A 24722-nucleotide genomic window follows, 5' to 3' on the forward strand; every position below is an offset into this window, starting at 1 on the left:
AACAGGGCTATGCAGTTTTCGAAGGTAGCGGGCATTGCGCCCATCGTTTTTGCATGTATGTCGGGTTACGCAACGGCTCAGGATACAGCCGACCCGGAATCCATGGTCGTTACAGCCACCCGAACCGGCGCGGATAAGGACGACTCTCCCCAGGTCATTCGCATCATCAGCCACGAAGAGATTCAAAAGCAGCAGAGCTTCACCTCGGATTCCTCGGAGATCCTGAGCAATCTGCTGCCTGGCTACTCGCCACCGCGTCAGAAGATGTCGGGCAGCGGTGAAACGCTTCGGGGCCGCACCCCACTGATCATGATCGACGGCATTCCGCAGTCGAACCCGCTGCGCCCGACCGGGCGTGAGCTCCACAGCATCGATTTCGCGATGGTCGATCACATCGAAGTGATCAAGGGCGCCAATGCGACCAACGGCCTCGGGGCCACCGGCGGAGTGATCAACATCATCACCAAGCGCCCGGCGCCGGAGTCGTTCGTTCAGCACGTGCGTGTCGAGGCCTCGACCCCGACCTCGCAGTTGAAATCCGAGACCATGGGCTACAAGACCACCTACGGCGTCAGCGGCAACACCGGCAAGCTCGACTACGTGTTCTCGCTTGGGTATCAGGATCAAGGCATGTACGTCGACGGGGACGGCGACAACATCGGCGTCGACAACACCCAGGGCGATCTGATGGACTCGCGCAGCTACGACATGCTGGCGAAGGGGTCTTACTGGTTCAACGACGACCAGCGGCTGCAACTGAGCGTCAATCACTACACCGTGCGCGGCAACGATGACTACACGAGTGTCGACGGTGACCGCGACCGCGGCATCAAGACCACCTCCCGGCGCGGCAACCCACCGGGCGAGGCCCCATACAACAAGGTCTGGACCACTGGCCTGACCTATGACGACTACGACCTCGCCGGCATGCACCTGAACACGCTGCTGTTCTATCAGGACTTCAAGGGCCTGTTCGGGGCGACCAATTCCAGCTCGTTCCAGGACCCGAGCATCGCCCCGGACGGCGAACTCTATGATCAGTCCATGGCGCGAACCCAGAAGTACGGCCTCAAATCGTCACTGACCAAGAATGACCTGTGGGATGACCGCATCACCCTGACCGCCGGCTTCGACGTCATGGTCGACCGTTCCGAGCAGTCGCTGTATCGCACGAACCGCACCTACGTGCCTGAAATCGAATACACCGACGTCTCGCCCTTCGTTCAGGTCGATGTCACCCCGATCGAGTCGCTGACGCTTTCCGCCGGTGCCCGCTACGAGTACGCCGACCTCGACGTCGACGACTACCAGACCGTTGCCGGGCGTGGGGGAGTCAATGTCGAGGGCGGTTCCAGAAGCTTCGAGGAAACGCTCTATAACGCCGGCATCGTCTGGCGCCCGATCGACAACTGGAGTCTGTTTGCCAACTACTCCGAAGGCTTCTCGGTGCCGGACGTCGGCCGCGCGCTTCGTGGCATCAGCTCGCCCAACCAGTCGGTCGACAGCGTCGAGAACCTGCGCCCGCTGGTGACCGACAACGTCGAAACCGGCGTTCGCTACGACGATGGCCGCCTCGACGCCGGGCTCAGTTACTACGTCTCGACCTCCGATTTCGGCTCCCGCCTGATCGAAGTCGACGACGCCTTCCTGATGCAGCGTCAGGAAACCAAGATTGATGGGATTGAGGCATCGGTTGGCTATCAGTTCACACCGGCGCATCACGGCTCGCTTGCCTACTCACACATTCGCGGCCGCTACGACAGCGACAACAACGGCACGCTCGATTCCGACCTCGACGGCCTGAACGTGGCGCCGGATCGTCTGATCGCGAGCTGGTCGGCCCAGTGGACGCCGAAGTGGTCGAGCTTCGTTCAGGCCAACCACGCCTTTGACGAGGACTACGACGGCGACGAGCAGGACTTCAACGGCTACACCCTGGTCGACGCCGCCGTGAGCCGCAAACTGCCGGTCGGCACGCTCAGCGTCGGCATCTCGAACCTGTTCGATAAGCAGTACATCACCTACTACTCGCAAAGCGCCCTGGTCAACGACTCGCGCTACTTCGCCGGGCGCGGACGCACGCTGACCGTCGGTTACAGAGCGGATTTCTAAGCGCCTCCCGGCACCGGTCTCGTACCCGGTGCCCGGTCGAGGTCAGCGACCACACCGCTGACCTCGACCCTGTAAACGATAAAAACCAAAGAACAACAAGCACACAACAATAACCACAGGTGACTGGCCGCACAGGGAATACACAACGTAACGCGTCATGAGACGGAGAAGTGTATGAACGTACGCCAGCGTATATCGACCGCGCACGCACTCAGCGAGCGCGCAGCCACTTGGGCATTATTGAACTGTCTGACCCGGGAGATCGCGCTACCGACGCACGTCCTCGATTATCACAGCCCCTCAATCACGGATGGCCTGCCACAGCGCCATACGGGCGTTCCACTGGTACTGATTCGCTGGCCAGGCGGCCGCGCCGTGTTCGTCGTGGTGGATCGCATCGACCCGCTCGGGGCGCATCGCTATCTCACAAGGCCCTACCTCTTCGACCCGAGCCGGCAGCGGTGGTGGTGCCCGACCTACAGCGAGCTGATCGCGTACGCGCTCGAGGAGCTTGCCCGCGACACCGGTGCCTCGCCCCATGAGCTTCACGCCCAGATGCTGCAAAGCGTCTCGGTGATGCGCGAGCTTATCGAGGCCCGCCAAACCAGCGGCGAATGCGCGCTCACACTCACCGATTACGTCGACAGCGAGCAGGCACTGTGGGCGGGCCACCCCGCCCACCCGGCGCCCAAGGCGCGGCAATGGCCCGCCGGCAGCGAGGCCGACGCCTACGTACCCGAGCGCAAAAACCGCGCCCGGCTGTATCAGTGGGCCGTACCTCGCCAGGGGCTTCGCGTACTGAGTCACTCGCTTTCAGTGTCTGACGTGCTCGAAAGCGTCGGCGACCAGCGCCGTGCCCGGCCGGGTGAGGCCGTGATCAGCATGCACCCGATTCAGGCGCGCCTGTTTGCGGCCACCCCGAGTGTGGCCGCCCTGATCGATCAGGGCGTGATTCGAGACCTTGGCGAAAGCGGGTTTCTTGCCGCGCCAACCGCCTCCCTTCGAACCTGGCACATCGAGGACAAGCCCTTTTTCATCAAGGGCTCGCTCAACGTTCGGGTCACCAACTGCGTACGCAAGAACGCCTGGTATGAGCTTGAAAGCGCGCAGGTCATCGATGCACTGATGACTGACATCGTCGCGCGCCGCGACCCGCTGCTCTCAACGCTCACCCTCGCCCGCGAACCCGCCGCGCTCAGCTGGGCCCCACCTGGCGCCGACCCGGAGACAGCACGCTGGTTCACCGAACAGACCGGCACCGTGCTCAGGGAGAACTTCTGTACGCGTGAGGGCCGGACGCGCTGTGTGCTGGCGGCCGCGCTCTTTTCGCGCACGCCCGAGGATCTGGCCCTGATCGAGGCCTTCATCGGCGGCGAGGATGCGCACGCGCGCGCACTCGACTGGTTCGACGCCTACGCCATGGCGCTTTTAATGCCGGTACTGACGCTTTTCTTTCGCGACGGCGTGGTGCTCGAGCCGCACCTTCAAAACTGCGTACTGATTCACGACAACGGCTGGCCTCACCGCGTACTGCTGCGGGATTTCGAGGGCATCAAGCTGACCGAGGATCTGGGCGTCGACGCGCTGCCTGCGAACGTCTCGTCCACAGTGCGCGCCTCCTTGACCTACAGCCGGGCTCAGGGCTGGAACCGAATTGTCTACTGCGTGATGATCAATCATCTGAGCGAGGCCATTCTGGCGCTCAGCTGGGAGCGACCGGCACTCGGCGAGCGGCTGTGGGCGCAGCTTCGAGACGTGCTCGAGCGCGTGCGCGAGACGCTGCCCGGACCGGCACCTGAACTCGATGCCCTACTCGACGGCGAAAGCCTGCCCTGCAAGACCAACCTGCTGGTTCGACTGCGCGCCGCACCGGACCGAGACGCCGGCTACGTGGCACTGCCCACGCCCTGGGTCCGGGAGGTGGTGCATGGCTGACCCTGCCGCACACGTTCGAACCGCCATTCTGGATGCCCGCGAGCGCGACGCGGCGCCGATGGCCGCGTTCTTCTACGACCTCGACGCGCTGGCAAGCCACGCCCGAACCGTCAAGGCCGCCCTTCCGGAAGGTGTCGAGCTTTACTACGCCATCAAGGCCAACAGCGACACGCCGCTTTTGAATACGCTGGCCCCGATCGTCGACGGGTTCGAGCTTTCCTCCGGCGGTGAACTCGGTCGAGCCGAGGCCTGTCGGGTCGAAAAGCCCTGGCTGCTCTCGGGCCCCGGCAAGCTCGACAGCGAGCTTGAACATGCGGTGGCCATGAAGGTCTCGGCCGTGCACGTCGAGAGCCTGAGCGAGATCGACCGGCTGGCCGCGATCGCCCATAGCAAAGGGCGAGTCCAACCAGTCTTTATCCGCATCAACCCGGCGCTTGACGACGCGTTTTCGACCCGGCTCAACATGGCCGGGCGGGCAAGCCCCTTCGGCATCGACGAAGCGCAACTGCCCGAGGCGGTTGCCCGGGTCGATGCACGCCCCTCGCTCACGCTTCAGGGGTTTCATGTGCACGCAATGTCGCATCAGAAAAGCGCCGAGCGCCATTTGGCGCTGATGGCGTTCTACCTGACCCGCTGGCCCGAGTGGCGAGCACTTTCCAGAACGCCCTCGAACGTTACGCACCTGAACGTCGGCGGCGGCATCGGGGTCGACTACACCGGAAGTGACCTGTTCGATTGGCCCGGATTCTGCCGTGCGCTCGCCGGTAAGCTCGACGCCCTCGAACAGCGCCCGGTCGTGCGCTTCGAGATCGGTCGCTTCTTGAGCGCGTTCTGCGGCTACTACGTGATGGAAGTGCTGGACGCCAAGCAAAGCCACGGCGAGCACTTTCTGATCTGTCGCGGCGGCACCCATCAGTTTCGACTGCCGGCCGCCCAGAACCACGACCACCCTGTCTGGCACCTGCCCCGGCAGATGGCCACCACCGGCCCGTGGCGCGACTGGACCGTCGTCGGCCAGCTCTGCACCCCGAAGGACGTTCTGAGCCGTCGGCAGGCGCTCAAGAATCCGTGTCCGGGCGATCTGCTGGTGCTGCCGCTGGCCGGTGCCTACGGCTACAACATCTCCCACGCCGATTTTCTCTGTCACCCGCGCCCGGCGCTTCACTACCTGCCGGCGCACGCGCCGCGGCGCGTCACGGAGGCCGGTCCATGACGGCCTGGCCGCAGCGGGTGATGGTCGCCGTCCTTCTGGGCACCGCCACGGTCAGTCTCAGCAACAGCATGCTCAATCCGGCACTGACGACGTTCATGCGCGCCTTTGACATCGGCGCCGGTCAGGCCGGCGGCGTGCTCTCGGCGTTCATGATCGCGATGGTGCTTGCGATGCCGCTGACGGGCTATCTGAGCGCGCGCCTTGGCAGGCGCCGGCTGTATCTGGCCGGCATGACGCTGTTCATCGCAGGCTCACTGATCGGGGTCCTGAGCCTTGCGTTCTGGCAGGTGCTGCTGGCGCGCGCGGTGCAGGGCGCGGCCAGCGGGCTGGTGATTCCACTGTCGCTGCCGTTGCTGTTCAAGGTGTTTCCAAGCACTGAGCGCGGGCGCATCTCGGGGCTGTGGGCGAGCGTGGTGATGCTGATTCCCGCCATCGGGCCCTTGTGCGGGGCGCTACTCATCGAGCACCTTCATTGGCGCGTGCTGTTCGGAGCCAACCTGCCGCTGGCCGCCGGCGCCTGCTGGATGGCGGGGCGCTGCCTGCCGCATCAGGACGACGAACCGGCGGCCTCGCGCTTCGACGCCGCCGGCTTCGCACTGATCGCAGGCGGGCTCGCGGCCGTACTAGGCGGCGGGCAACTGATGACAGGCGCGCATGTCGAGCTTGGCGGTGCGCTCCTACTCCTCGGGGCCGGGCTGTCGATGGGCTTTATTTACCATCAACGCAGAACCTCGGCCCCGCTGCTGCCGCTGTCGGTCTTCGCCCACAAAGACTTTCGAAACGGCGTGGTCGTGGTGGTCCTGCAAACCCTTGGCATGTTCACAAGCCTTGTGCTGGTGCCGCTTCTGATTCAGGTCGTGATGGAAAAATCCGCGCTCTGGACCGGCCTTGCACTGCTCGCCACCGCCGTAAGCGCCAGTCTCGTTGCCCGGTACAGCGGCCGCTGGCTTGACCGCTACGGGCCACGGGCACTGATCGCGACCGGCACCGTACTCACAACGCTTTCACTGAGCGCGCTTGCAGGCATTGGCCCGGCCACTCCTGTCGGGACGGTCGTTGCGCTCATGGCCGTACGCGGCGTAGGCGTCGGGCTGTCCTACATGCCCGCGACCACGGTCGCCCTTACCGCCCTGCCGGATGCGATGACGACCCAGGGCTCGGCCATCACCAACATGGTGCGCCGCATCGTCGCCTCGCTCGGGGTGATCGCGGTCACGCTTTTGATCGACGCCCTGCCGGCCAGAGGCCTGCCCCTGTCCGCGACCCTTGATCTGCTGTTCAGCGTGATCGGCGCGGCGCTATTACTGGCGCTGCCCTGCATCTACTGCCTGACGCCTACCCCCTTGAACCGAACCGATGCCCGGCAGGCCAACGCCTGAGTCCGTACTCGATTTCATGCCCGCGTGCTACGCGTAAGGATCCTTCATGACAACGACGTCTTTTCACCTCTCCCCCTTGAGCACCCTGAACGGAACGCCCTCGCCGTTTCTGGCTCACCCCGACCACTGGCGTCATTTTTCGCGCATCGAGCGCCGGGTGGTCAGCCAGCTTCTACAAACGCTCCTGTACGAGCAGGTGCTGCCGTTCGAGGTGGCCGAGCTTGGCGAGGGTCGCCACCGTTTCAGTGTGGCGCTTTCCTCGGGCGCCCGGCTCGTGGCCACGGGCCGCCTGTGCGAGAGCTTCGAGCTGATCCGGCTGGACCGCGACCCCGGCGCGGTCTTCCATGGCACCGACGGCCAGGCTCGCCCGCTGACGCTTGCTACCCTGCTGGAACAGCTGGATACGGACACCGGCGCACTCACCCAGGCCCCTGGGTTCGCGCAGGAGCTGGAGCAGACGCTGCTGCATGACGTGCAGTCGGCGGCCGCCTTCGAGCGCCCTGACTGCGCCCCGACCGCGCTGTCGGCGGACGCGCTGGAGCGTTACTTCGCCGACGCCCACAGCTACCACCCCTGCTACAAGTCGCGGATCGGTTTCACCTGGGAGGACAACGCGCGCTACGGGCCGGAATTCGGTCAACCGCTCGGTGTCCTGTGGCTGGCCGTGCCCGCGCACCTTGCCATCACCGCGCAGCGCCCGGGCCTTGACCGCGAGGCGCTGATCCGAGCGCTTGCGGGCGAGGCCATCATGAGCCGGCGCGACGCCTACTGCGCCCGCACCGGCTACGCGCCCCATGATGTGACCCTGCTTCCGGTGCACCCCTGGCAGTGGCGCGCCGGCGCCCTTCGTGCGCTCTACCCACAGCTTGCGCGCGGCGAGGCGATGCTTCTGGGCGAGGGCGAAGCGCGGTTCGTGCCCCAGCAATCGATCCGAACGCTTGCGCCGGCGAACACGCACCTGCCCTACCTGAAGCTCGCCATGAGCCTGACCAATACCTCCAGCACCCGATTGCTGGCCCGTCATACGGTTGCCAACGCGCCGCTGATCACCGGCTGGCTGAAGCGCCTTGTCGCGGCCGACCCGGCCGCTCAGGAGGCAGGCTTTGTGCTTTTGGGCGAGGTCGCCGGCATGAGCCTCGATGAGCGCGTCTTTACCAGGGCGCAACGGCCGCAGGTCTATGGCGCCCTCGGGGCGATTTTGCGTGAAAACGTGGTGTCGTATCTCGGCGCGGGTGAGCAGGCGGTCGCCTTCAACGGGCTTTCCCAGTGCACCCGCGACGATACCGGCACGCCGGCCGAGCCGTTCATCGACCCCTGGGTCAAGCGCTATGGGGTCGAGACCTGGACCCGCGCCCTGCTCGAAACCGCCTGCGCCCCGATTCTCCATTTCCTGTTCGCACAAGGCATCGGTCTCGAGGCGCACGGCCAGAACATCGTCCTGATCCATCGAGACGGCTGGCCGACCCGAGTGGCGCTGAAGGATTTCCACGACGGCGTGCGCTTCAGCCGGACGCACCTGACCCACCCCGAGCACGTGCCGACGCTCGAACCGGTGCCGGCGCATCACGCCCGTTTGAACGCCAACTCCTTTCTCGAAACCGAGGACCCGGCGGCGGTGCGCGATTACTCCTGCGACGCCTTTTTCTTCATCGCGCTGGCCGATCTGGCGATTTTCCTCACACGCCATTACGACCTGCCCGAAGGGCGTTTCTGGGCAATGACGGCGGCGGTGATCCGCGACTATCAGCAGGCGCACCCGGAGCACGCCGAGCGCTTTGCCCGGTTCGACGTGTTCAACGCCTGCTATGAGGTCGAGGCGCTGACGCGGCGGCGATTGTTCGGCGATGAGGTCGCACAGATCCGTCGCGTGCCCAACCCGCTGCGCACGGCCGGGGAGGACGCGCGCTGATGCTTCGTGATAACCGACTCAAACGTGCGTTGAACCAGGGCATCGAGACGTTTGGCCTGCTGGCCTCGATGCCGTGTGCGGCCTCGATCGAGCTCATCGGCGAGGCCGGGTTCGATTTCGTCGTTATCGACACCGAACACGTGCTGATCAACCCCGAAACCCTCGAACACATGATCCGAACCGCCGAAATCTACGGGTTAACGCCACTGGTGCGCGTACCGGACGCCGACCCCAAACGGATACTCAGGCTTCTGGACGCCGGCGCTCAGGGCATTGTCCTTCCGCAGGTGGAGACGCCCGAGACCGTTCAGGCCGCCGTAAAGGCCTGTAAATACGCCCCCGAGGGCACGCGAAGCCTCAACGCCGGCCGCCCGGGCGCGTTCGGGCGCGACGCGCTTTCCGAGTACGTCACCCGGGCCAACGCCGAAATCATGGTGGTGGCGATGATTGAGACGGCCGACGGCGTCGAGCGCATCGACCGGATTGCCGCGGTGCCCGGGCTGGATTTGATCCTCGAAGGCGCCGCTGATCTGTCGCAGTCGCTGGGCGTGACCTGGCAGCCGACCCACCCCCGGGTAATCGAGGCACTGGCGCACGTGGCCGACCGTGCCCGCACCGCAGGCGTGCCCTACTGCGCCTTTCTGCGCGGAGACGACGCGCTGCCTGCCTGGCGCGCCCGTGGCGCCACCGCCTTCATGCTCGGCGATGAGCGCGGCATCGCCTTTCGCGCCCTCACCTATGCCCTGACCCATGCCCGTTCGACGCAAGGAACACATCGATATGCCGACTGATACGCCCACTCAATCCCCGCTCATGACCACGTTGATCGACGCCCTGCTGGCCGAGGACTTCTTCGACGCCGAGACGGTCTCGATGGACACCGCCCCCTCCGCCAGAACCGCGCCGGCCACCCTGGTGACGCTTGCCCACCGCGGCGCGGACCACACGCTGTGGTCCTACCCGCTGCCCGATGGCCAGCGCCTTGCGATGGTGGTTCGGCCCGGCCGCGCCCAGCGGCTCGAACGGGTCCCGAACAGCCCCGTTCAACTCTTTGACGACAACGCAGTCAACGATTCCTGCCTCACGATGACCTCGCCGGAAACGCTGATGCGGCATCTCGCTCACGCAGCCCACCCAGACACGCCCGAGCCCAGCAAGGGCGAGCAGGTCTTCATCGAGGCGCTCGCCACCAGCGACTGGCAACTGGCGCGTTCACGGGCGCATCGCATCGACACCCGATCGCTTCTAAAGCGCTCACCGCTGGCATTTTTTACCGCCATGGAGCAGTGGGCCTCGTTGAGCGACCGGCCCTACCACCCAACGGCCAAGGCCAAGGAAGGGCTCGATGAGGCCGAGTACATGGCGTATATGGCCGAGTTCGACCAGACGATCGAGCTACGCTGGGTCGCGGTCGCCAAACACACGCTTGCCACCGGCGACGCGGTCGACCCCGGCGACTGCCCGGCCGCGTTCGTGATGGCGCCGGGCGAGCGCAACCAGCTCGAGCGCGAGCTCCACGCCAAGGGCCTTGCCGAGGACTACATCGCTCTGCCGGTGCATCCGTGGCAGCTCGAGCATGCGCTGCCGCGCTGGTTGAACGAGGCCTTCCGCGCCGAGCACTGTGTGGTCCTCGATGTGCGATCTCCCACCTGGAAAGCCAGCTCGTCGCTTCGATCCCTGCTACCGACGCGCGCCTCGCGCCACAGCCTGAAACTGCCGATGGCGGTTCACTCACTCGGCGCCTCGCGCTATTTGCCAGCGGTCAAGATGATCAACGGCGACCTGAGCGCGGCGCTGCTTGGCCGGGCGAAAACGCTGGACGCCCGCCTCGGCGAGGCCCTGCACCTGTGCGACGAAGGCCGCTGGTGGGCTTACCTTCCGGAAGACGCCAGCCTGTTCGATGACGCGCCGCGGCATCTGTCGGCCATGGTTCGAAGCTACCCGGCCTCGGTGATGAACGACCCCGCAAGCCGCCCCCTGCCGATGGCGACCCTGGGCACCGCCCTGCCGGAAGGCGGCCGCCACTTTTTCGACGACTGGCTTGCCTACCTGGGCGAGCGCGCCACGCTTGCCAACGTCACGCGGCTGATGCGCGCCGTCTGCGATCCGTTTTTCGAGCTGACGCTTCGTCTTTTCCGGCTCGGGATGCTGCCCGAGGTTCATGGCCAGAACGCAGTGCTGGTCTGGCGCCAGGGCGTGATCACCGGGATGGTGCTGCGCGATCACGACTCGCTGCGCATCGCGGTCTCCCAGCTCGAACAGGTCGGCCTCGAGGACCCCGAATACCGCATCAAGCCCGGCCACGCCAACACGCTTTATCACGACGACCTCGAGGCGCTGCTCTTTTGGTTGCAAACCCTCGCTATTCAAGTCAATGTGCGGGCTATCGTCGATGTGACTGCGTCTCATTTTGATATACCTCCGGCAGCGCTTTGGCAGACCGTTCATGACAGCCTGCGTCATCAGATCGAGACGCTGCCGCTGGCAGACGACGTGCGCGCGTGTTTGACCGAGGGGCTGTTCGAGGCCGCCGAATGGCCGTTCAAGCAGCTGATCACACCGATCATCGCGCGCGCTGGAGGCCCGGGCAGCATGCCCTTCGGCACAGGGCGTACGGTCAATCCGCTGCACGCGCCCAGTCACGCGGGTCACATTTCCCATGCCATCCACGAGTGAGGCCTCAGGGTGCATCATCGGACAGGCCAACACGCCATGATCACGTCCCGTCATGGCGAGGCCGGCCAACGACACGCCGGTCTGTCACGGCGCCAGACACTGGCGGCGCTGCTCGCCCTCGGGCTGTGCCCGGGGGCGGTGCTTGCCGGTGCGCCCGAGTCGCCCCGGGTGGTGACGCTGTTTCAGGGCGCAACCGATACCGCGGTCGCGCTCGGGGTCATCCCGGTCGGGGCGGTGCTGTCCTGGCAGGACCCACCGGTCTACCCCTACCTGCGCACCGCGCTTGCCGAGACGACCATCGTCGGCCTCGAGACCCAGCCAAGTCTTGAAGACATTGCCGTTTTATCCCCCACGGTGATCGTGGCGTCGCGCTTTCGCCACCAGCGCATCGCGCCGTTGCTGTCGCGCATCGCGCCGGTGGTGATGCTCGAGGACATCTACCGCTTCGATACCACGCTCGAGCGTATGGCGCAGGCCCTGACCCAACAGGCGCAGGCCGATCGGCTGATGGCGCAGTACCGCGCACGCGTGACCATGCTGCGAACGCGACTTGCCGCCCACTTCGGGCAGGCGTGGCCGCTGACGGTGTCGCTGATCGACATTCGCGCCGATCAGGTTCGAAGCTATCTGCCCGGAAGCTTTGCCGGCCGGGTTCTGAGCGATCTCGGCTTTCACTGGACCGAGACCGCCCGCACCGCCCACGGCATCCTCTTGAAGCTTGGCGGCGTCGAAAGCCTGCCGGCGCTCGATGCCGAGCTGTTTTTCGTCATGCGCCACAGTGCCGGGCCGGCGGTTCGCGCCCATGAACAGCGCCTGATGACGCACCCGCTCTGGCAGCGCATGCGCGCGCCGAGCACGGGCCGCGTGTACTCGGTCGACCCGGTGGCCTGGAGCCTGTCGGGCGGCATTCTGGGCGTGTTCGACCTGCTGGATTCGATCGAACGCCAGGTCGTGGAGGCCCGCGCCGCATGAGCACACGCGTTCGTCTGTCCCTGCTTGTGGCCGCGTTTCTGGTCGCGGCGCTGTCGAGCCTGATGGTCGGCGCCCACTGGATCGGCCCGGCAACGGCGCTCAAGGGCCTGATTGCCCCTGCCCCCGAGGCGGTCGATCAACTGATCGTTCGAAGCTCACGCCTGCCCCGTACGGTGGTCGCAATGGTCGTCGGCGCAAGCCTTGCCGTGGCCGGCGCCCTGATGCAGACCCTGACCCGCAACCCGCTCGCCTCACCGGGGCTTTTGGGCATCAACTCAGGCGCCACCTTCGCCGTGGTGCTTTTGGTCGCCTGGGCCGGAAGCGCCTCGCTTGCGGCGTGGTCACTGGGGGCCTTTCTCGGCGCGGCACTCGCGGCGGCGATTGTGTGGTGGGTCGCCATGCGCGGTGGCACCAGTACCCACGGCCCGCTGCGACTGGTATTGGCCGGCGCGGCGCTCTCGGCGCTGTTCACCGCGTTCAGTCAGGCGCTTCTGGTCATCGACCAGCAGGGGCTCGATACAGTGCTGTTCTGGCTGGCGGGCGCCGTGGATGGCCGCGCGCCTTCAGAGCTTGCGCCGCTGATGGCGGTGGCGCTTGCCGCCGGGCTCGGCTGCATCCCCTTGACGCGGGCGATGAACGTGCTCGCCGCCGGCGAGTCGATGGCGCGCGGGCTCGGCATCAAGGTCCACCGGCTTCAGGCCCTGATGGTGGGGCTGGTGGTGGCGCTTTCCGGGGCGTCGGTGGCCATGGCCGGCAACATCACCTTCGTCGGGCTGATCGTGCCTCACATGGCGCGGCGGCTGTTGCCCGCCGATCACCGCATTTTTCTGCCCGGCTGCGCGCTGCTCGGCGCGACGCTGTTGATTGTGGCCGACGTCATTGGCCGAAGCGTCGCCCAGCCGCGGGAAATCCCGGTAGGCGTGATGACGGCCCTGATCGGCGCGCCGATGTTCATTGCGCTGCTGAACCGCCAGAGGTCTGCCCATGGCTGAGCGTGTCCTTCGAAGACCGGGCTTTTCCCGCCGGCTCGACCTGGCCCCGTGGCGCCGGGTGCTGATGGTTGCGCTGGTGCTTCTGGCCGTGGCGGCAGGCTCCCTTGCCACCGGCAAGGTGCCGCTCGGGCGCGAGCAGCTTCTGGCGCTTCTCGAGGGCACACACAGCCCCGTTCGCGTTATCGTGCTGGAGCTCAGACTGCCGCGGCTGGTGCTCGGGGCGCTGGTCGGCGGTTTGCTGGCGCTGTCGGGGTGGCTTTTCCAGCAGATCATGCGCAACGCGCTCGCCTCGCCGGACATTCTGGGCGTCACCAGCGGCGCAAGTGCCGCGGCGGTCAGTTATCTGGCGTGGCTTGCGGTGCCGCTGGGCGCCTGGGGCGTACCGTTTGCCGCCATGGCCGGCGCCGTGGGCGCGGCCGGGCTGATCTACGCGCTGGCCTGGTCACGCGGGGTGACGCCGATCCGGCTGGTGTTGACCGGCATCGGGGTCTCGGCTGCACTCGGGGCGGTGACCACCTTCGTGCTGGCGTTCAGCCCGTTGACCACCACGCTGTCGGCCTATGTCTGGCTGACCGGAAGCGTCTACGGGGCCAACTGGCACGATGTCGGCACACTCGCCCTGTGGGCGGTCGTTTTGATCCTGCCGCTTGCGATCAAGATGCGCTTTGCAGTACTGGCCGCGCTGGATGACGCCCTCGCCACCGGCCTCGGCGTTCGCGTCCAGCGCCAGCGGGCGGTGCTTTTGGCGCTGGCGGCCGCGATGGCGGGCGTGGCGATCGCGGCCGGCGGGGCATTCGCCTTTGTCGGGTTGATCGCCCCGCATCTGGCCCGGCGCGTCTCGAGCGCGGTCGGAGCGTCGCAGGCCGTGCTGTCGGTGCTGTGGGGGTCGCTTTTGGTGGTGTGCGCCGACTGGATTGCGCGTACGGTATTTCTGCCGCTGGATCTACCGGCGGGCATTTTTGTCGCGGCGCTCGGGGCGCCGTTCTTTCTCTGGTTATTGCTGCGCGAGGCACGGTGAGGTCATGGCAACGGTAGCGGCCCACAACGTGAGCGTGGGGTATCAAAAACAGCGCATTCTCGATCAATTGAGCGTCGATCTGCCCGAGGGGCAGATCTCGGTGCTGGTGGGCAGCAACGGCTGCGGCAAGAGCACGCTTTTAAAGACGCTCGCTCGGCTCATGTCGCCCTGGTCCGGCCAGGTGCTGCTCGATGGAACCGCCATTCATGAGCTGCCGACGCAGACCGTCGCGCGGCGCCTTGCGCTGTTGCCCCAGCACCCGGTCGCGCCCGAGGGCATCACCGTGCGCCAGCTGGTCAGCCTCGGCCGCCACCCGCATCAAAGCTGGTTCGAGCAGTGGCGCGAGGAGGACGAGCGCTGCGTCGAGGAGGCACTTGCCCACACCGGGCTTTCGGAGCTTTCCGAGCGCGGGGTGGATACGCTCTCGGGCGGTCAGCGCCAGCGCGCGTGGATCGCGCTGACGGTCGCCCAGAATACGCCGCTGCTGCTGCTCGACGAGCCGACGTCGTTTCTCGATCTGACCCACCAGATGGAAGTGCTGGAGCTTTTACAGACGCTTAACCGGGATCAGGGCAAGACCGTGGTGATGGTTTTGCACGACCTCAATCTGGCCGCGCGCTACGCCGACCACATCGTGGCCATCAAGGAAGGCCGAGTGCATGCGCAGGGCACGCCTGCCGAGATTTTCACCGCCGAACGGATTCATGAGGTGTTTGGATTATCATGTCGCATCATTACCGACCCCTATTTCAATACGCCCCTGTGCATCCCGTTCGGCGCCGGGTTCCCCGCGTGACCCGGCGGCTGGAACACACGCCGAGCCCCGATGACCCGGGGTTCACCCACGCGCAGCGCACGTTTCTGACCGAGACGCTTCGGCTCACGCCGCTTGGGCAGGCCGACGAGACCGCGATGACGGTTCGTGATCTGTGTGACCCGGCCCAGTGCGCAAGGGCGCTGGACGCCCTCGCCCCGCGCATTGGAGCGCCGAGTCGACGGGTGGCGGCCTCGCTTCTCGGCAAGCGTCTGTCGTTTCTGTTGACCGGTGCCTGCCTCTACGCGCTTTCTGCCTGCAACCGGGCGCTTGTGGTATCGCCGGACTCGTGTCTGATCGAACTGAGTCACGACGGCACACGCTGGGTATCGAGCCTTCCGTTGACCGACACCCATGGAACGCCGCTGCCCGGCGAGGCCGAGCGCGGCCCGGCGCGGGACCGGGTCATCGAGCGGCTATTTACCGAGGTGATCGCGCCGCTCTGGCAGAGCTTTCATGAGGCAAGCGGCGTGCCGCCGCGCATGCTGTGGGAAAATACCGCCGTGCGGGTGTACTCGCTTTACGAGCGGCGTCTTGATCAACTCACCGATCCAGCCGACCGGGCGCGCTGTAAGGCCGATTTCGACCGGCTCCTCACCGCGCCGGCGGCGCTCTTTGGGGCACCGTTCAATCCCATTGCCCGCTTTCATCACGCGCCGGTCACGCTGTGCGACGGCCAAAAGCAGCGCTACCGAAAGACCTGCTGCCTGTACTTTCAGGCAACCCACCCGGCCGAGTACTGCCAGAGCTGCCCGCTGCTCAAGCCCTTGTCCGCGTGAGCTGGCTCCCCTTTCGAACGTGAGGTACCGATGAGCTATCAGATCGCCCCGCGCGTAGGCCTTGACCCTGACCTGATCGAGGCCTGGCGCCAGGTGCCGACCTCAACTCTCGGCCACCTGACCCACGAAGGCTACCTGCACGGCCTGCGCCCGCTGGGCGACGGCCGAGCGCTTACGGGCCCGGCGCTGACGGTTGAACTCGACGCCCGCGACAGTCGCGTGCTGCGTGAGGCGCTGATCATGGCGCAGCCCGGCGACGTGCTGGTGGTGCTCGACCATGACCGGCATCTCGGGCGGGCCTGCTTCGGCGAATTACGCGCGCTGGCCGCCGAGGTCAAGGGGCTCGCGGGCGTGGTCGTCATCGGCCATCTGACCGATGTGGCCGCCCTTCGCTCGATGCGCCTGCCGCTGTATCACCTGGGCGTCAGCGCCCTGACCATTCACGCTCAAACGCGCTTTGGGCGCCTCAACGCGCCCTTGGCGGTCGGTGACATTCACATCGCCCCCGGTGATCTGATGCACGGTGACGACGACGGGCTGTTTACGCTTTCGCCCGAGCGCGCGAAAGTACTGCTTCCGGCCGCGCTCGAGCAGGAAGCGCTGGATCGTACACGCCGCGCGGAGCTTCTGGCCAAGCGCCGCGCCTCGGCCAGCGCATCGACGTAACGGGTCATACATGACCCTCTGATCACAGTCACATAACCCTCTGACCACAATCACACAACCCTCTGACCACAATCACACAACCCTCTAACCACACTCCAAGGAAAAGACCATGAAACTCTGGGGACGTGCCAATTCCACCAACGTACGCAAGGCGCTGTGGTGCGCCTTCGAGCTCGAGCTCACGCCCGAGCACATCGAGGTGGGCGGCGCCTTTGGCGGCGTGGATACGCCCGAGTACCGAGCAATGAATCCGAACGGGCTGGTGCCGTGCCTCGAGGACGGCGCGCTGGTGCTGTGGGAATCCAACACCATCGTGCGCTACCTTGCCCGGCAGTACGGCGCGGCGCCGTTTACGCCGGACAGCGCGGCCGCGTGGGCAGAAGCCGAGAAATGGATGGACTGGGTCTCACTCGCCTTTGCCGAGCCGTTCAAGCAGCTCTTTTGGAACCAAGTGCGGCAAACACCGGAGACCCGCGACAGTGAAGCAATGGAGCGGGGCCGGCTCGAGTGCGCACGGCTGATGGGCATCGCCGATGACGCCCTTGCAACGCGTGCCTTTCTGGCCGGCGACACGCTGACGGTGGCTGACATTCCGCTGGGGTGTCTGGCGTATGCGTGGTTTTCGATGCCGATCGAGCGGCCCGAGCTTTCGCACCTGGCGGCCTGGTACGCGCGCCTCTCCGCCCGGCCCGCGTTCCAGCGCGGCGTCATGACACCACTGACCTGACGCCGGCCCGCAGCTACTAGCGCTCACTCAGTAGTGCGTGTGACCTCATCGAACACCGCCTGAAATGCCCGGGCATCCGCGTCACTGAAAAAGCACAGCGTAACCTGAAGCTCAGGGTAGTTCGGCAGGTTTTCTGCCATCACATTGCATACGATGCGAGCGGCCGCCTCGAACGGGTAGCCGTAGATGCCGGTGGAAATGGCGGGAAACGCAAGGCTCGTGCAGCCGTGGTCAGCGGCAAGCGCCAGGCTCTTGCGGTAACAGTTCGCGAGTAGATGCGACTTGTCTTTCGTTTTGGCGTAGACGGGGCCAACGGTATGAATCACGTAGCGCGCCGGCAGCGAAAAGCCCGGCGTCAACGCGACCTCGCCATCGGGCAGGCCATCCGGCCAGTGCTCTCGACGCACCTTCTTGCAGGCCTCGAGCAGTTCAGGCCCGGCCGCGCGATGAATCGCGCCGTCAACGCCACCGCCGCCCATCAGGGAGTGGTTAGCGGCGTTGACGATCGCATCGACCTCAAGGCGCGTGATGTCGCCGGTCATCCAGTTCAGTTGGTTCGTCCATGCCGTACTCATGAGGCGCTCCTGTGCGTTATCTGAAAACGGCCCCGGCCAGGGCCTGTCTTCGGTCTAGTCGACACAGGCGCGCGCCGCCACCGCGCACGGCCTTGAGGCGTGTCAGTGCGCCTCGACCGCAGAACGCCCCTTGATGAACGACCGCGCAAGCATCAAATACGCCACCGACGCGCACGCCGCCATCGCCAGCACAATCGCCTCAAGCGAGTGCGGAAGCACCGCCGACAGCCCGCTCAAAAGCCCGGCGATGCCGAACTGGGCCGAGCCCAAAAGCGCAGCGGCCGTGCCGCCACTAGTGGGGAAGAATTCCAGAAAGCAGGCCTGAATATTGGGCGTGATGGCCCCCATCGAGCCGATGGTCAGCATCATCGCCGGCAGGAAGGCGACCAGCGGCCAATCCATGAAGGCCGCGACGACCAAAAGCACCATGCCGACCGCCTGACAGCACGTGGCCAGCTGGAGGATGCGAAGCGAAGGCAGGCGCGACAGCAGCACCCGGTTCAGGATGTTGAATACCAGCATGGTGACGATGTTGGCCGCGAACAGCATCGAAAACGTGGCTGGCGTCTGCTCGAAGTGGCCCTGATAGATCAGCGAGGCGTAGGTGATGAACATCATCATCATCGAAAACGAGGCGGCCTGCCAGACGATGAACGGCAGCGCCGGCCGGGTTGAGAGCACCAGCTTATAGCGCGCAAGCAGGCTCATCTGCGGGCTCTTGGCACGCGAGACCTTGCCCTTGCCGGTAAAGATCACCCGCGCCAGCAGCGGCACCAGCAGCAGCGCATACGCCGCAAGCACGTAGAAAATATAGTGCCACGAGCCGAGCGCGAGAATCGTGCTGCCCACACTCGGCGCCACCCCCGGCGCCAACACCATGATGAAGCCCATCATCGAAAAGAGCTTCGCCGCGTCGCGCCCGGCCACGCGGTCACGCACCAGCGCCGGCACCGACACCAATGTCCAGCCGGCGCCAAAGGCCTGGATCGCCCGCCCACCGAGCAGCACATCAAGCGATTCGGCCTGGCCGATAATGAGGCTCGCCACGGCAAAGATCACCAGCCCGCTCATCAGAATGCGCTGACGCCCGAAGCGATCCGACAGGGCCCCGCCGATCAGTTGGCCGAAGGCCATCGCGAACACATACACCGACACGCTCAGAGAGACCGCCTGCTGGGAGACCCCGAGCGAGTCACCGATGGCCGGAAACGCCGGCAGATAGGTATCCATGGAAAACGGGCCCAGCATCATGGTCAGCGCCAGGCTCAACACCACAATGAAGGGCGTCTTGGAGTGGGACATGAGAACTCGCAGTGAAATGGCTAATTTGATTGATAAAGTCAACGACATGATACCGGCCTATCACGCGTTCGGCTAGCCGCTCCGGGCCTGGATCACAGGGGGCGCTTGCGTCGAACCATGAGGGCGACTATCCCTTAGGGGTGAGCAAACGCTCATAACTAAAGTCTAAATGCGATGCGCAGGATGCGCATCACTTAACCGATCAGGGAGATCGATCATGGTCAGCACCCCAAAGATTCACGCCCAAAAGCAGCGCCTGCCCGGCCTTGAGTCCGAGATGACACCCACTCCGGACGTCATTCGTGAAAGCTACCGCGGCAGCGGCAAGCTCGAGGGCAAGGTCGCCTTGATTACCGGCGGCGACAGTGGCATCGGCCGCTCCACCGCCGTGCACTTTGCCCGCGAAGGCGAAAACGTGGCCTTTACCTATCTGGCGGAAGAAAAGAGCGACGCCGATGAAACCGTGCGCATGATCGAGGCCGAAGGCCAGAAGGCGCTCGCCATCGAGGCCGATCTGCGCGAGCGCGCCACCTGCGACGCCGTCATTCAGCAAACGCTCGACACCTTCGGCGGACTCAATACGCTGGTCAACAACGCCGGCACCCAGCAGATCAACGAAGACATGACCACGCTGTCCGACGAGCAGTGGAAAACGACGTTCGAAACCAACGTCGATAGCCTGTTCTACATGAGCCGCGCAGCCCTTCCCCATCTGGGCGAGGATGACACCATCATCAACAACGCCTCGATCAACGCCTACATCGGCCCGCAGAGCCTGATCGATTACAGCGCGACCAAGGGCGCCATCATCAGCTTTACCCGTGCGCTTTCAAATCAGGTCGTTGGCCGCGGCGTGCGCGTCAACGCCGTCGCCCCCGGCCCTGTCTGGACGCCGCTCCAGCCGGCTACCATCGGCGCCTACGACCCCGAGAAACTTGAAGGCTTCGGCGAAATCACCCCGATGGGGCGCGCCGGCCAGCCGTTCGAACTCGGCCCCTGCTTCGTCTTTCTCGCCGCGCTCGATTCCTCCTTCATCAGCGGCCAGACCCTGCACCCGAACGGCGGCACCGTCGTCAACGGCTGAATGCATCAAGTGATTGATCAAAAAAGCAGCGCCAAGGCGCTGCTTTTTTGCGTTAGATCACGCATCAGGCAATATGGGTAGATACGCCTGCCTCCACCCTGGTATTGCCATGAGTCCCATTCACATTCGCGCCCTCGAACCCGAGGACATCCCCGCGGTTCACGCCCTTTATTCGCAACCTGCCCTTCAGCGCAACACCCTGGGGCTCCCATACGCGCCCGCTTCGGTGTGGGAAGAAAAGATGGCCGCAGGGCCTGGCAAACATCTGCTGGTTGCAACACGTGAAGGGCAATTGGTCGGACAGATCAGCCTGCTGGTGGAAGAGCACCGCCCGCGCAGGCGGCATGTCGGAAGCCTTGGCATGGGTGTGGACGAAACTCATCACGGCAAGGGCATCGGCACCCGGCTTCTTGGCGCGGCGCTTGAGCTTGCCGATGACTGGCTGGGCCTGACCCGGCTCGAGCTGAACGTCTACTCGGACAACGCCGCCGCCATCGCGCTTTATTCCCGCGCGGGCTTCGAGGAAGAAGGCCGCCACCGCCTCTACGCTCGCCGCGACGGCGTGATGGTCGATGCGCTGACGATGGCGCGGGTGCGTGCGAACTAGGCTTTTCAGGCGTCAACGGGTCGACCGCGGCGACCGAATCCTTTCGCGCTCAGCGCTGAGAATTATCGCCGTGGGCCTTGTGCGGTGACGACGCGTCAAACCATTGTGGCCAGGAACTTTGATGGCGCGCGTCGGCGTCCACGCACGGAATCAGACGATCCGTTAGCACCTGCGTCTGCCCCGCGGCCTTGGCTGTCCTGTATTTGACGCTGTGGATGCACTCGCGATCGCCGAACTCACAGCGGTTGAGCCGCGTTCCGCCGCAGGGCCCGTTCGCAAGGCCCTTGGGGCAGATCTCCGGGCAGATGTATAACGTGTCTTCAAGCCGGCACGTCCCGCAGGTATCACACCCGACCGTGGGCCGTTTCAGGCCCCGCTCCAACCGATGAAGCCAGACTTTGCCGCGCGGCGTTTGCCAGACGTTGCGCGTGAGCAGCCAGCCCCACCCTCTGCTCAACGGATTGGTGCGGCTGAACAGCAGTGAATGAGCCGCCGACAGTGCGTGATAGCGAACGCGCTCCGTCCGGGTCGCGCGTGAGCGCGACTCGCCCAGCCGCCAGTCGGCTTCCTCTGGATGAAACGTCACCTCGGCCACCCCCGGCATCTGCCAGCTTATCGCCCAGGCGGCGTGCCACTGCTCGAGCGTCTGAATCGTTGGTTTCAAGGCCTCGATCGTTTGTTCAAGCGTATGCAGCTGTTCCGGGGCATGAATGCCCGAGAGGTGAATGCCGGCATACCCCATCAATTCAAGCCCGATGATCTGCACGCCAAGGCGGGTAAGGCTGCGTTCACGGGCATAGGCCGGGGAAACCGCCGCTTCTGCGGCCAGCAGCACGTGCATCGACGGGGTAACCGTGACGCCTGGAACGTGCTCCAAAAGCGTCGCGCTTCGGGCGGTCAACGCCATGACGCAGGCCAGAAGCGGCACGGGGGCGAGGCGCTCACGCACCCACGTTTGGGCTTCCTGGTACTTTTGCGCGTCGAACCCCAGCTGCAGGGTCAGAAAATCGGCCCCGGCCAAAAGCTTCTTGTCGGCCTTGAAGTACTGCGCCCCACCTTCGTCTTCCTGGTACTTGAACGGATTCAGGGCAGCGCCAAGCAGCCAGTTCGGCCTGGCCTTTCTGACAATCTGCAGGGCAGAGACGGATTCCAGATAACGCACGGGCTGACCGGGCTCATGGCCTGGAACCCGGTCGCCGGTCAGTATCAATAGCTGATCCAGACCGGCATCGTCCATCCGGTCCAGCTGCTCAAGCAGTGCGCGCCGCTCACGGTTCTTGCCGGAAAAATGAAGCAGTGTCGGAAAGGGGTGCGCCGCTTTTGAAAACGTCTCCGACGGCGAGAGGTCATCACTGCTGCTGACGCGGTCGGCGATGGCCCCAAACATCGGCCAGCCACACAGCGTTGAGCGCTGCATGAGGTTTTCAAAGCCCGGCAGGCGATCGGCAGAGCGTCTCGGAACAAACTCGACAACGCACACGAACCGGTGCTCGTTAAGTGCTTTTCTCAACATGATCGCTGCCCTTTTGATGCTGGATCGAGCGCGTTATCCAGCCTGAATCAAACATAATCGAACAACCAAGGCACTAGGCAAAGCCGGCCCAGCGCTGCCAAACATGAATTAAATTCAAATAAAACTTGAAAATATTCAGTTTGTTTCATGATACCGGCTCATCGACAATACCGTTCAAACGCCCATCAATCCCCCCATCGAGTCGGAAGGCGCGTGGCCATCGCATGAAAGCCGCGCTGCTTCAATGACCGAGGCGGCGATAGGCCAGCGCCGCAGGCCGACCAACAACGAACAGAAACGGCTTCGGGCAAACGACGAGTTTCAGGAATCAGGAGTGCAGGTCGCCATGAGCGAAGAGTTTACCTTTACCATCAAGCGCATCGGCTTCAATGAGCATTATCGCCCGTCAGACAGTACGCGCACGACCACCAATTTCGCCAACCTGGCCCGAGGAGAGAAGCGCCAGGAGAATCTGCGCAAAACGCTCACCATGATCAATAACCGCTTCAATGCGCTGGCGCACTGGGACAACCCGGAAGGCAATCGCTATAGCGTCGAGCTGGATATCATATCCGTTGACATGACGATCCACGCCGCACGTACCGGCAATGCACTGCCGCTGATCGAGATTTTGAAGACCACCATTGTCGACCACCGAACCGGTGAGCGTATCGAGGGCGTCGCGGGCAACAACTTCTCCTCGTATGTCCGGGACTACGATTTCAGCGTCGTGCTGTCAGAGCACAACAGGAACCGAACCACGTTCAGTGTGCCGGATAATTTTGGAACGCTGCATGGCAACTTGTTCACGTCCTTCGTGAACTCGAGCACGTATAAGCACCATTTCACGAAACCGCCGATCATCTGCATCAGCGTCTCCAGCAGCAAGACCTACCACCGAACGGAAAACCGACATCCGGTGCTTGGCGTCGAGTATCAGCAGGACGACGACTCACTGACCGACGCGTACTTCAAGAAAATGGGCTTGAGCGTTCGCTACTTCATGCCGGAGGGCAGCGTCGCGCCGCTAGCCTTCTATTTCTTTGGCGACCTGCTCAACGATTACACCAATCTGGAACTCATCAGCACCATCAGCACGATGGATACGTTTCAGAAGATTTACCGCCCCGAAATCTATAACGCGAACTCCGTGGCCGGGCGTGCCTACACGCCACGTCTTGACCACTCGGACTATTCACTGACCCCGATTGTCTACGACCGCGAAGAGCGCAGCCGACTGGGCGTCGAGCAGGGCAAGTTTGCCGAAGAGCACTTCATCAAGCCCTACAAGCCGTTTCTCGATCAGTGGTCTGAACGCCCGTCCTGCTGATTCTCCATCCACTGATTTCTTACCGATAAGGCCGTTCACCATGAAGAACTGGTTACCCACATCCACGGCAGGCAGCTTGCCGAAACCCACCTGGCTTGCCGAGCCCGAAACGCTTTGGTCACCCTGGAAGCTGGAAGGACAAGAGCTGCTGGATGGCAAGCAGGACGCGCTGCGTCTGTCGCTGCACGAACAGCAGCTCGCTGGCATCGATATCGTCAGCGACGGAGAGCAGACGCGTCAGCATTTCGTGACCACGTTCATCGAACACCTCAGTGGCGTCGATTTCGAGCAGCGCAAGACCGTCAAGATTCGCGACCGCTATGACGCCAGCGTGCCCTCGGTGGTCGGCCCTGTCGCGCGCGAGAAACCGGTCTTCGTCGACGATGCCAGGTTCCTGCGAAAGCAAACCGAAAAGCCGATCAAGTGGGCCCTGCCCGGCCCCATGACCATGGTCGATACGCTGTACGACAACCACTACAAGAGCCGCGAAAAGCTGGCCTGGGAGTTCGCCAAGGCGCTCAATCAGGAAGCTCGGGAGCTGGCCGCCGCCGGCGTCGACATCATCCAATTCGATGAGCCCGCATTCAACGTCTTCTTCGATGAGGTGAACGACTGGGGCATCGCGGCGCTCGAGAAGGCCATCGAAGGGCTTGAATGCGAGACCGCGGTTCATATCTGCTATGGCTATGGCATCAAGGCCAACACCGACTGGAAAAAGACCCTGGGGTCGCAGTGGCGCCAGTATGAGGAGATTTTCCCCAAGCTTCAGGCGTCAAACATCGACATCGTCTCGCTCGAGTGCCAGAACTCACACGTCCCGATGGAACTGATCGAACTCATACGCGGCAAGAAAGTGATGGTCGGCGCGATCGACGTGGCCACCCACACCGTCGAAACGCCCGAAGAGGTCGCCGAGACCCTGCGAAAGGCCCTGCAATTCGTGGATGCCGACAAACTTTACCCCTGCACCAATTGCGGCATGACCCCCTTGCCGCGCGCGGTGGCACGCGGCAAGTTAAGCGCCTTGAGCGCAGGCGCGGCCCTTGTTCGAAACGAACTTGCCCTCTGATCACAGGGGGTCTGAAACGCCTGGATTTTCTGACAGCGTCAAGAATCAAG

Annotated in this window: 21 protein-coding genes; 18 read left to right on the forward strand and 3 right to left on the reverse strand. The window is 64.4% G+C overall.

Annotated features, from left to right (window positions below; all coding sequences use genetic code 11):
- The first annotated feature begins 9 nt into the window (after positions 1 to 9).
- From NAT23_RS07715 to NAT23_RS07780, 14 genes are all read left to right on the forward strand, one after another.
- Complete coding sequence (locus tag NAT23_RS07715) at positions 10 to 2112, forward strand: TonB-dependent receptor (RefSeq protein ID WP_251927003.1); 2103 nt, start codon at positions 10 to 12, stop codon at positions 2110 to 2112.
- Between the two features lie 174 nt (positions 2113 to 2286).
- A complete protein-coding gene (locus tag NAT23_RS07720; RefSeq protein ID WP_251927005.1) occupies positions 2287 to 4047 on the forward strand; it encodes an IucA/IucC family protein in 1761 nt (586 codons plus the stop codon).
- Positions 4040 to 5260, forward strand: a complete 1221-nt coding sequence (locus NAT23_RS07725) for a type III PLP-dependent enzyme (protein WP_251927007.1) — start codon at positions 4040 to 4042, stop codon at positions 5258 to 5260. Before NAT23_RS07720 ends, NAT23_RS07725 begins: the two co-directional genes overlap by 8 nt.
- Positions 5257 to 6639 (forward strand): MFS transporter, encoded by a 1383-nt coding sequence (locus tag NAT23_RS07730; RefSeq protein WP_251927016.1) that lies wholly within the window; start codon positions 5257 to 5259, stop codon positions 6637 to 6639. Before NAT23_RS07725 ends, NAT23_RS07730 begins: the two co-directional genes overlap by 4 nt.
- Positions 6640 to 6685: 46 nt before the next feature.
- Entirely contained in the window at positions 6686 to 8548 is a 1863-nt protein-coding gene (locus NAT23_RS07735) for an IucA/IucC family protein (protein ID WP_251927018.1), read from the forward strand.
- Positions 8548 to 9339 (forward strand): HpcH/HpaI aldolase family protein, encoded by a 792-nt coding sequence (locus NAT23_RS07740; protein WP_251927020.1) that lies wholly within the window; start codon positions 8548 to 8550, stop codon positions 9337 to 9339. Before NAT23_RS07735 ends, NAT23_RS07740 begins: the two co-directional genes overlap by 1 nt.
- Positions 9329 to 11224, forward strand: a complete 1896-nt coding sequence (locus tag NAT23_RS07745; RefSeq protein WP_251927034.1) for an IucA/IucC family protein — start codon at positions 9329 to 9331, stop codon at positions 11222 to 11224. The genes NAT23_RS07740 and NAT23_RS07745 overlap by 11 nt, the downstream gene beginning before the upstream one ends.
- Positions 11225 to 11260: 36 nt before the next feature.
- The gene (locus NAT23_RS07750; RefSeq protein ID WP_251927037.1) at positions 11261 to 12196 is read left to right on the forward strand and encodes an ABC transporter substrate-binding protein; all 936 of its coding nucleotides are present in this window, start codon (positions 11261 to 11263) and stop codon (positions 12194 to 12196) included.
- Positions 12193 to 13188, forward strand: a complete 996-nt coding sequence (locus tag NAT23_RS07755) for a FecCD family ABC transporter permease (RefSeq protein ID WP_251927038.1) — start codon at positions 12193 to 12195, stop codon at positions 13186 to 13188. The genes NAT23_RS07750 and NAT23_RS07755 overlap by 4 nt, the downstream gene beginning before the upstream one ends.
- Positions 13181 to 14206: a FecCD family ABC transporter permease gene (locus NAT23_RS07760; RefSeq protein ID WP_251927040.1), complete on the forward strand. Its 1026-nt coding sequence runs from the start codon at positions 13181 to 13183 to the stop codon at positions 14204 to 14206. The genes NAT23_RS07755 and NAT23_RS07760 overlap by 8 nt, the downstream gene beginning before the upstream one ends.
- 4 nt (positions 14207 to 14210) lie before the next feature.
- Complete coding sequence (locus tag NAT23_RS07765; protein WP_251927043.1) at positions 14211 to 15002, forward strand: ABC transporter ATP-binding protein; 792 nt, start codon at positions 14211 to 14213, stop codon at positions 15000 to 15002.
- Entirely contained in the window at positions 14999 to 15799 is an 801-nt protein-coding gene (locus tag NAT23_RS07770) for an IucA/IucC family C-terminal-domain containing protein (protein ID WP_251927046.1), read from the forward strand. Before NAT23_RS07765 ends, NAT23_RS07770 begins: the two co-directional genes overlap by 4 nt.
- Positions 15800 to 15829: 30 nt before the next feature.
- Entirely contained in the window at positions 15830 to 16465 is a 636-nt protein-coding gene (locus NAT23_RS07775; protein ID WP_251927049.1) for an RraA family protein, read from the forward strand.
- A gap of 109 nt (positions 16466 to 16574) precedes the next feature.
- Positions 16575 to 17192 (forward strand): glutathione S-transferase family protein, encoded by a 618-nt coding sequence (locus NAT23_RS07780; protein WP_251927052.1) that lies wholly within the window; start codon positions 16575 to 16577, stop codon positions 17190 to 17192.
- 23 nt (positions 17193 to 17215) lie between these two features.
- Here the strand turns inward: NAT23_RS07780 and NAT23_RS07785 are convergent, their stop codons facing one another.
- Together NAT23_RS07785 and NAT23_RS07790 are read right to left on the reverse strand one after the other, a co-directional pair.
- On the reverse strand, positions 17216 to 17767 hold the full coding sequence (locus tag NAT23_RS07785) for an O-acetyl-ADP-ribose deacetylase (protein ID WP_251927055.1): 552 nt from the start codon (positions 17765 to 17767) through the stop codon (positions 17216 to 17218).
- A 102-nt stretch (positions 17768 to 17869) separates the two neighbouring features.
- Positions 17870 to 19069, reverse strand: a complete 1200-nt coding sequence (locus NAT23_RS07790) for a multidrug effflux MFS transporter (protein WP_251927057.1) — start codon at positions 19067 to 19069, stop codon at positions 17870 to 17872.
- Between the two features lie 217 nt (positions 19070 to 19286).
- Here NAT23_RS07790 and NAT23_RS07795 point away from each other — a divergent pair, with 217 nt between their 5' ends.
- Both NAT23_RS07795 and NAT23_RS07800 read left to right on the forward strand, forming a co-directional pair.
- Complete coding sequence (locus tag NAT23_RS07795) at positions 19287 to 20153, forward strand: SDR family oxidoreductase (protein ID WP_251927060.1); 867 nt, start codon at positions 19287 to 19289, stop codon at positions 20151 to 20153.
- A gap of 109 nt (positions 20154 to 20262) precedes the next feature.
- Positions 20263 to 20760, forward strand: coding sequence for a GNAT family N-acetyltransferase (locus tag NAT23_RS07800; protein ID WP_251927062.1), 498 nt, complete (start codon positions 20263 to 20265; stop codon positions 20758 to 20760).
- A 49-nt stretch (positions 20761 to 20809) separates the two neighbouring features.
- Here NAT23_RS07800 and NAT23_RS07805 read toward each other — a convergent pair whose 3' ends face one another.
- A complete protein-coding gene (locus NAT23_RS07805) occupies positions 20810 to 22273 on the reverse strand; it encodes a methylenetetrahydrofolate reductase C-terminal domain-containing protein (RefSeq protein WP_251927064.1) in 1464 nt (487 codons plus the stop codon).
- A gap of 346 nt (positions 22274 to 22619) precedes the next feature.
- On the opposite strand from NAT23_RS07805, the gene NAT23_RS07810 reads away from it, so the two are divergent.
- Together NAT23_RS07810 and NAT23_RS07815 are read left to right on the forward strand one after the other, a co-directional pair.
- Positions 22620 to 23603 carry a DUF1852 domain-containing protein gene (locus NAT23_RS07810; protein ID WP_251927067.1) on the forward strand — a complete coding sequence of 328 codons (984 nt, stop codon included), beginning with the start codon at positions 22620 to 22622 and terminating at the stop codon, positions 23601 to 23603.
- A gap of 40 nt (positions 23604 to 23643) precedes the next feature.
- Positions 23644 to 24672: a methionine synthase gene (locus tag NAT23_RS07815; RefSeq protein WP_251927068.1), complete on the forward strand. Its 1029-nt coding sequence runs from the start codon at positions 23644 to 23646 to the stop codon at positions 24670 to 24672.
- Positions 24673 to 24722: the final 50 nt, after the last annotated feature.

Origin of the sequence: Larsenimonas salina (genome assembly GCF_023736155.1) — a bacterium.
Lineage (GTDB): Bacteria > Pseudomonadota > Gammaproteobacteria > Pseudomonadales > Halomonadaceae > Larsenimonas > Larsenimonas salina.

Coding starts and splice junctions, on each gene's coding strand:
- NAT23_RS07715 (WP_251927003.1), top strand. CDS start 10: ATGCAGTTTTCGAAGGTAGCGGGCATTGCGCCCATCGTTTTTGCATGT.
- NAT23_RS07720 (WP_251927005.1), top strand. CDS start 2,287: ATGAACGTACGCCAGCGTATATCGACCGCGCACGCACTCAGCGAGCGC.
- NAT23_RS07725 (WP_251927007.1), top strand. CDS start 4,040: ATGGCTGACCCTGCCGCACACGTTCGAACCGCCATTCTGGATGCCCGC.
- NAT23_RS07730 (WP_251927016.1), top strand. CDS start 5,257: ATGACGGCCTGGCCGCAGCGGGTGATGGTCGCCGTCCTTCTGGGCACC.
- NAT23_RS07735 (WP_251927018.1), top strand. CDS start 6,686: ATGACAACGACGTCTTTTCACCTCTCCCCCTTGAGCACCCTGAACGGA.
- NAT23_RS07740 (WP_251927020.1), top strand. CDS start 8,548: ATGCTTCGTGATAACCGACTCAAACGTGCGTTGAACCAGGGCATCGAG.
- NAT23_RS07745 (WP_251927034.1), top strand. CDS start 9,329: ATGCCGACTGATACGCCCACTCAATCCCCGCTCATGACCACGTTGATC.
- NAT23_RS07750 (WP_251927037.1), top strand. CDS start 11,261: ATGATCACGTCCCGTCATGGCGAGGCCGGCCAACGACACGCCGGTCTG.
- NAT23_RS07755 (WP_251927038.1), top strand. CDS start 12,193: ATGAGCACACGCGTTCGTCTGTCCCTGCTTGTGGCCGCGTTTCTGGTC.
- NAT23_RS07760 (WP_251927040.1), top strand. CDS start 13,181: ATGGCTGAGCGTGTCCTTCGAAGACCGGGCTTTTCCCGCCGGCTCGAC.
- NAT23_RS07765 (WP_251927043.1), top strand. CDS start 14,211: ATGGCAACGGTAGCGGCCCACAACGTGAGCGTGGGGTATCAAAAACAG.
- NAT23_RS07775 (WP_251927049.1), top strand. CDS start 15,830: ATGAGCTATCAGATCGCCCCGCGCGTAGGCCTTGACCCTGACCTGATC.
- NAT23_RS07780 (WP_251927052.1), top strand. CDS start 16,575: ATGAAACTCTGGGGACGTGCCAATTCCACCAACGTACGCAAGGCGCTG.
- NAT23_RS07785 (WP_251927055.1), bottom strand. CDS start 17,767: ATGAGTACGGCATGGACGAACCAACTGAACTGGATGACCGGCGACATC.
- NAT23_RS07790 (WP_251927057.1), bottom strand. CDS start 19,069: ATGTCCCACTCCAAGACGCCCTTCATTGTGGTGTTGAGCCTGGCGCTG.
- NAT23_RS07795 (WP_251927060.1), top strand. CDS start 19,287: ATGGTCAGCACCCCAAAGATTCACGCCCAAAAGCAGCGCCTGCCCGGC.
- NAT23_RS07800 (WP_251927062.1), top strand. CDS start 20,263: ATGAGTCCCATTCACATTCGCGCCCTCGAACCCGAGGACATCCCCGCG.
- NAT23_RS07805 (WP_251927064.1), bottom strand. CDS start 22,273: ATGTTGAGAAAAGCACTTAACGAGCACCGGTTCGTGTGCGTTGTCGAG.
- NAT23_RS07810 (WP_251927067.1), top strand. CDS start 22,620: ATGAGCGAAGAGTTTACCTTTACCATCAAGCGCATCGGCTTCAATGAG.
- NAT23_RS07815 (WP_251927068.1), top strand. CDS start 23,644: ATGAAGAACTGGTTACCCACATCCACGGCAGGCAGCTTGCCGAAACCC.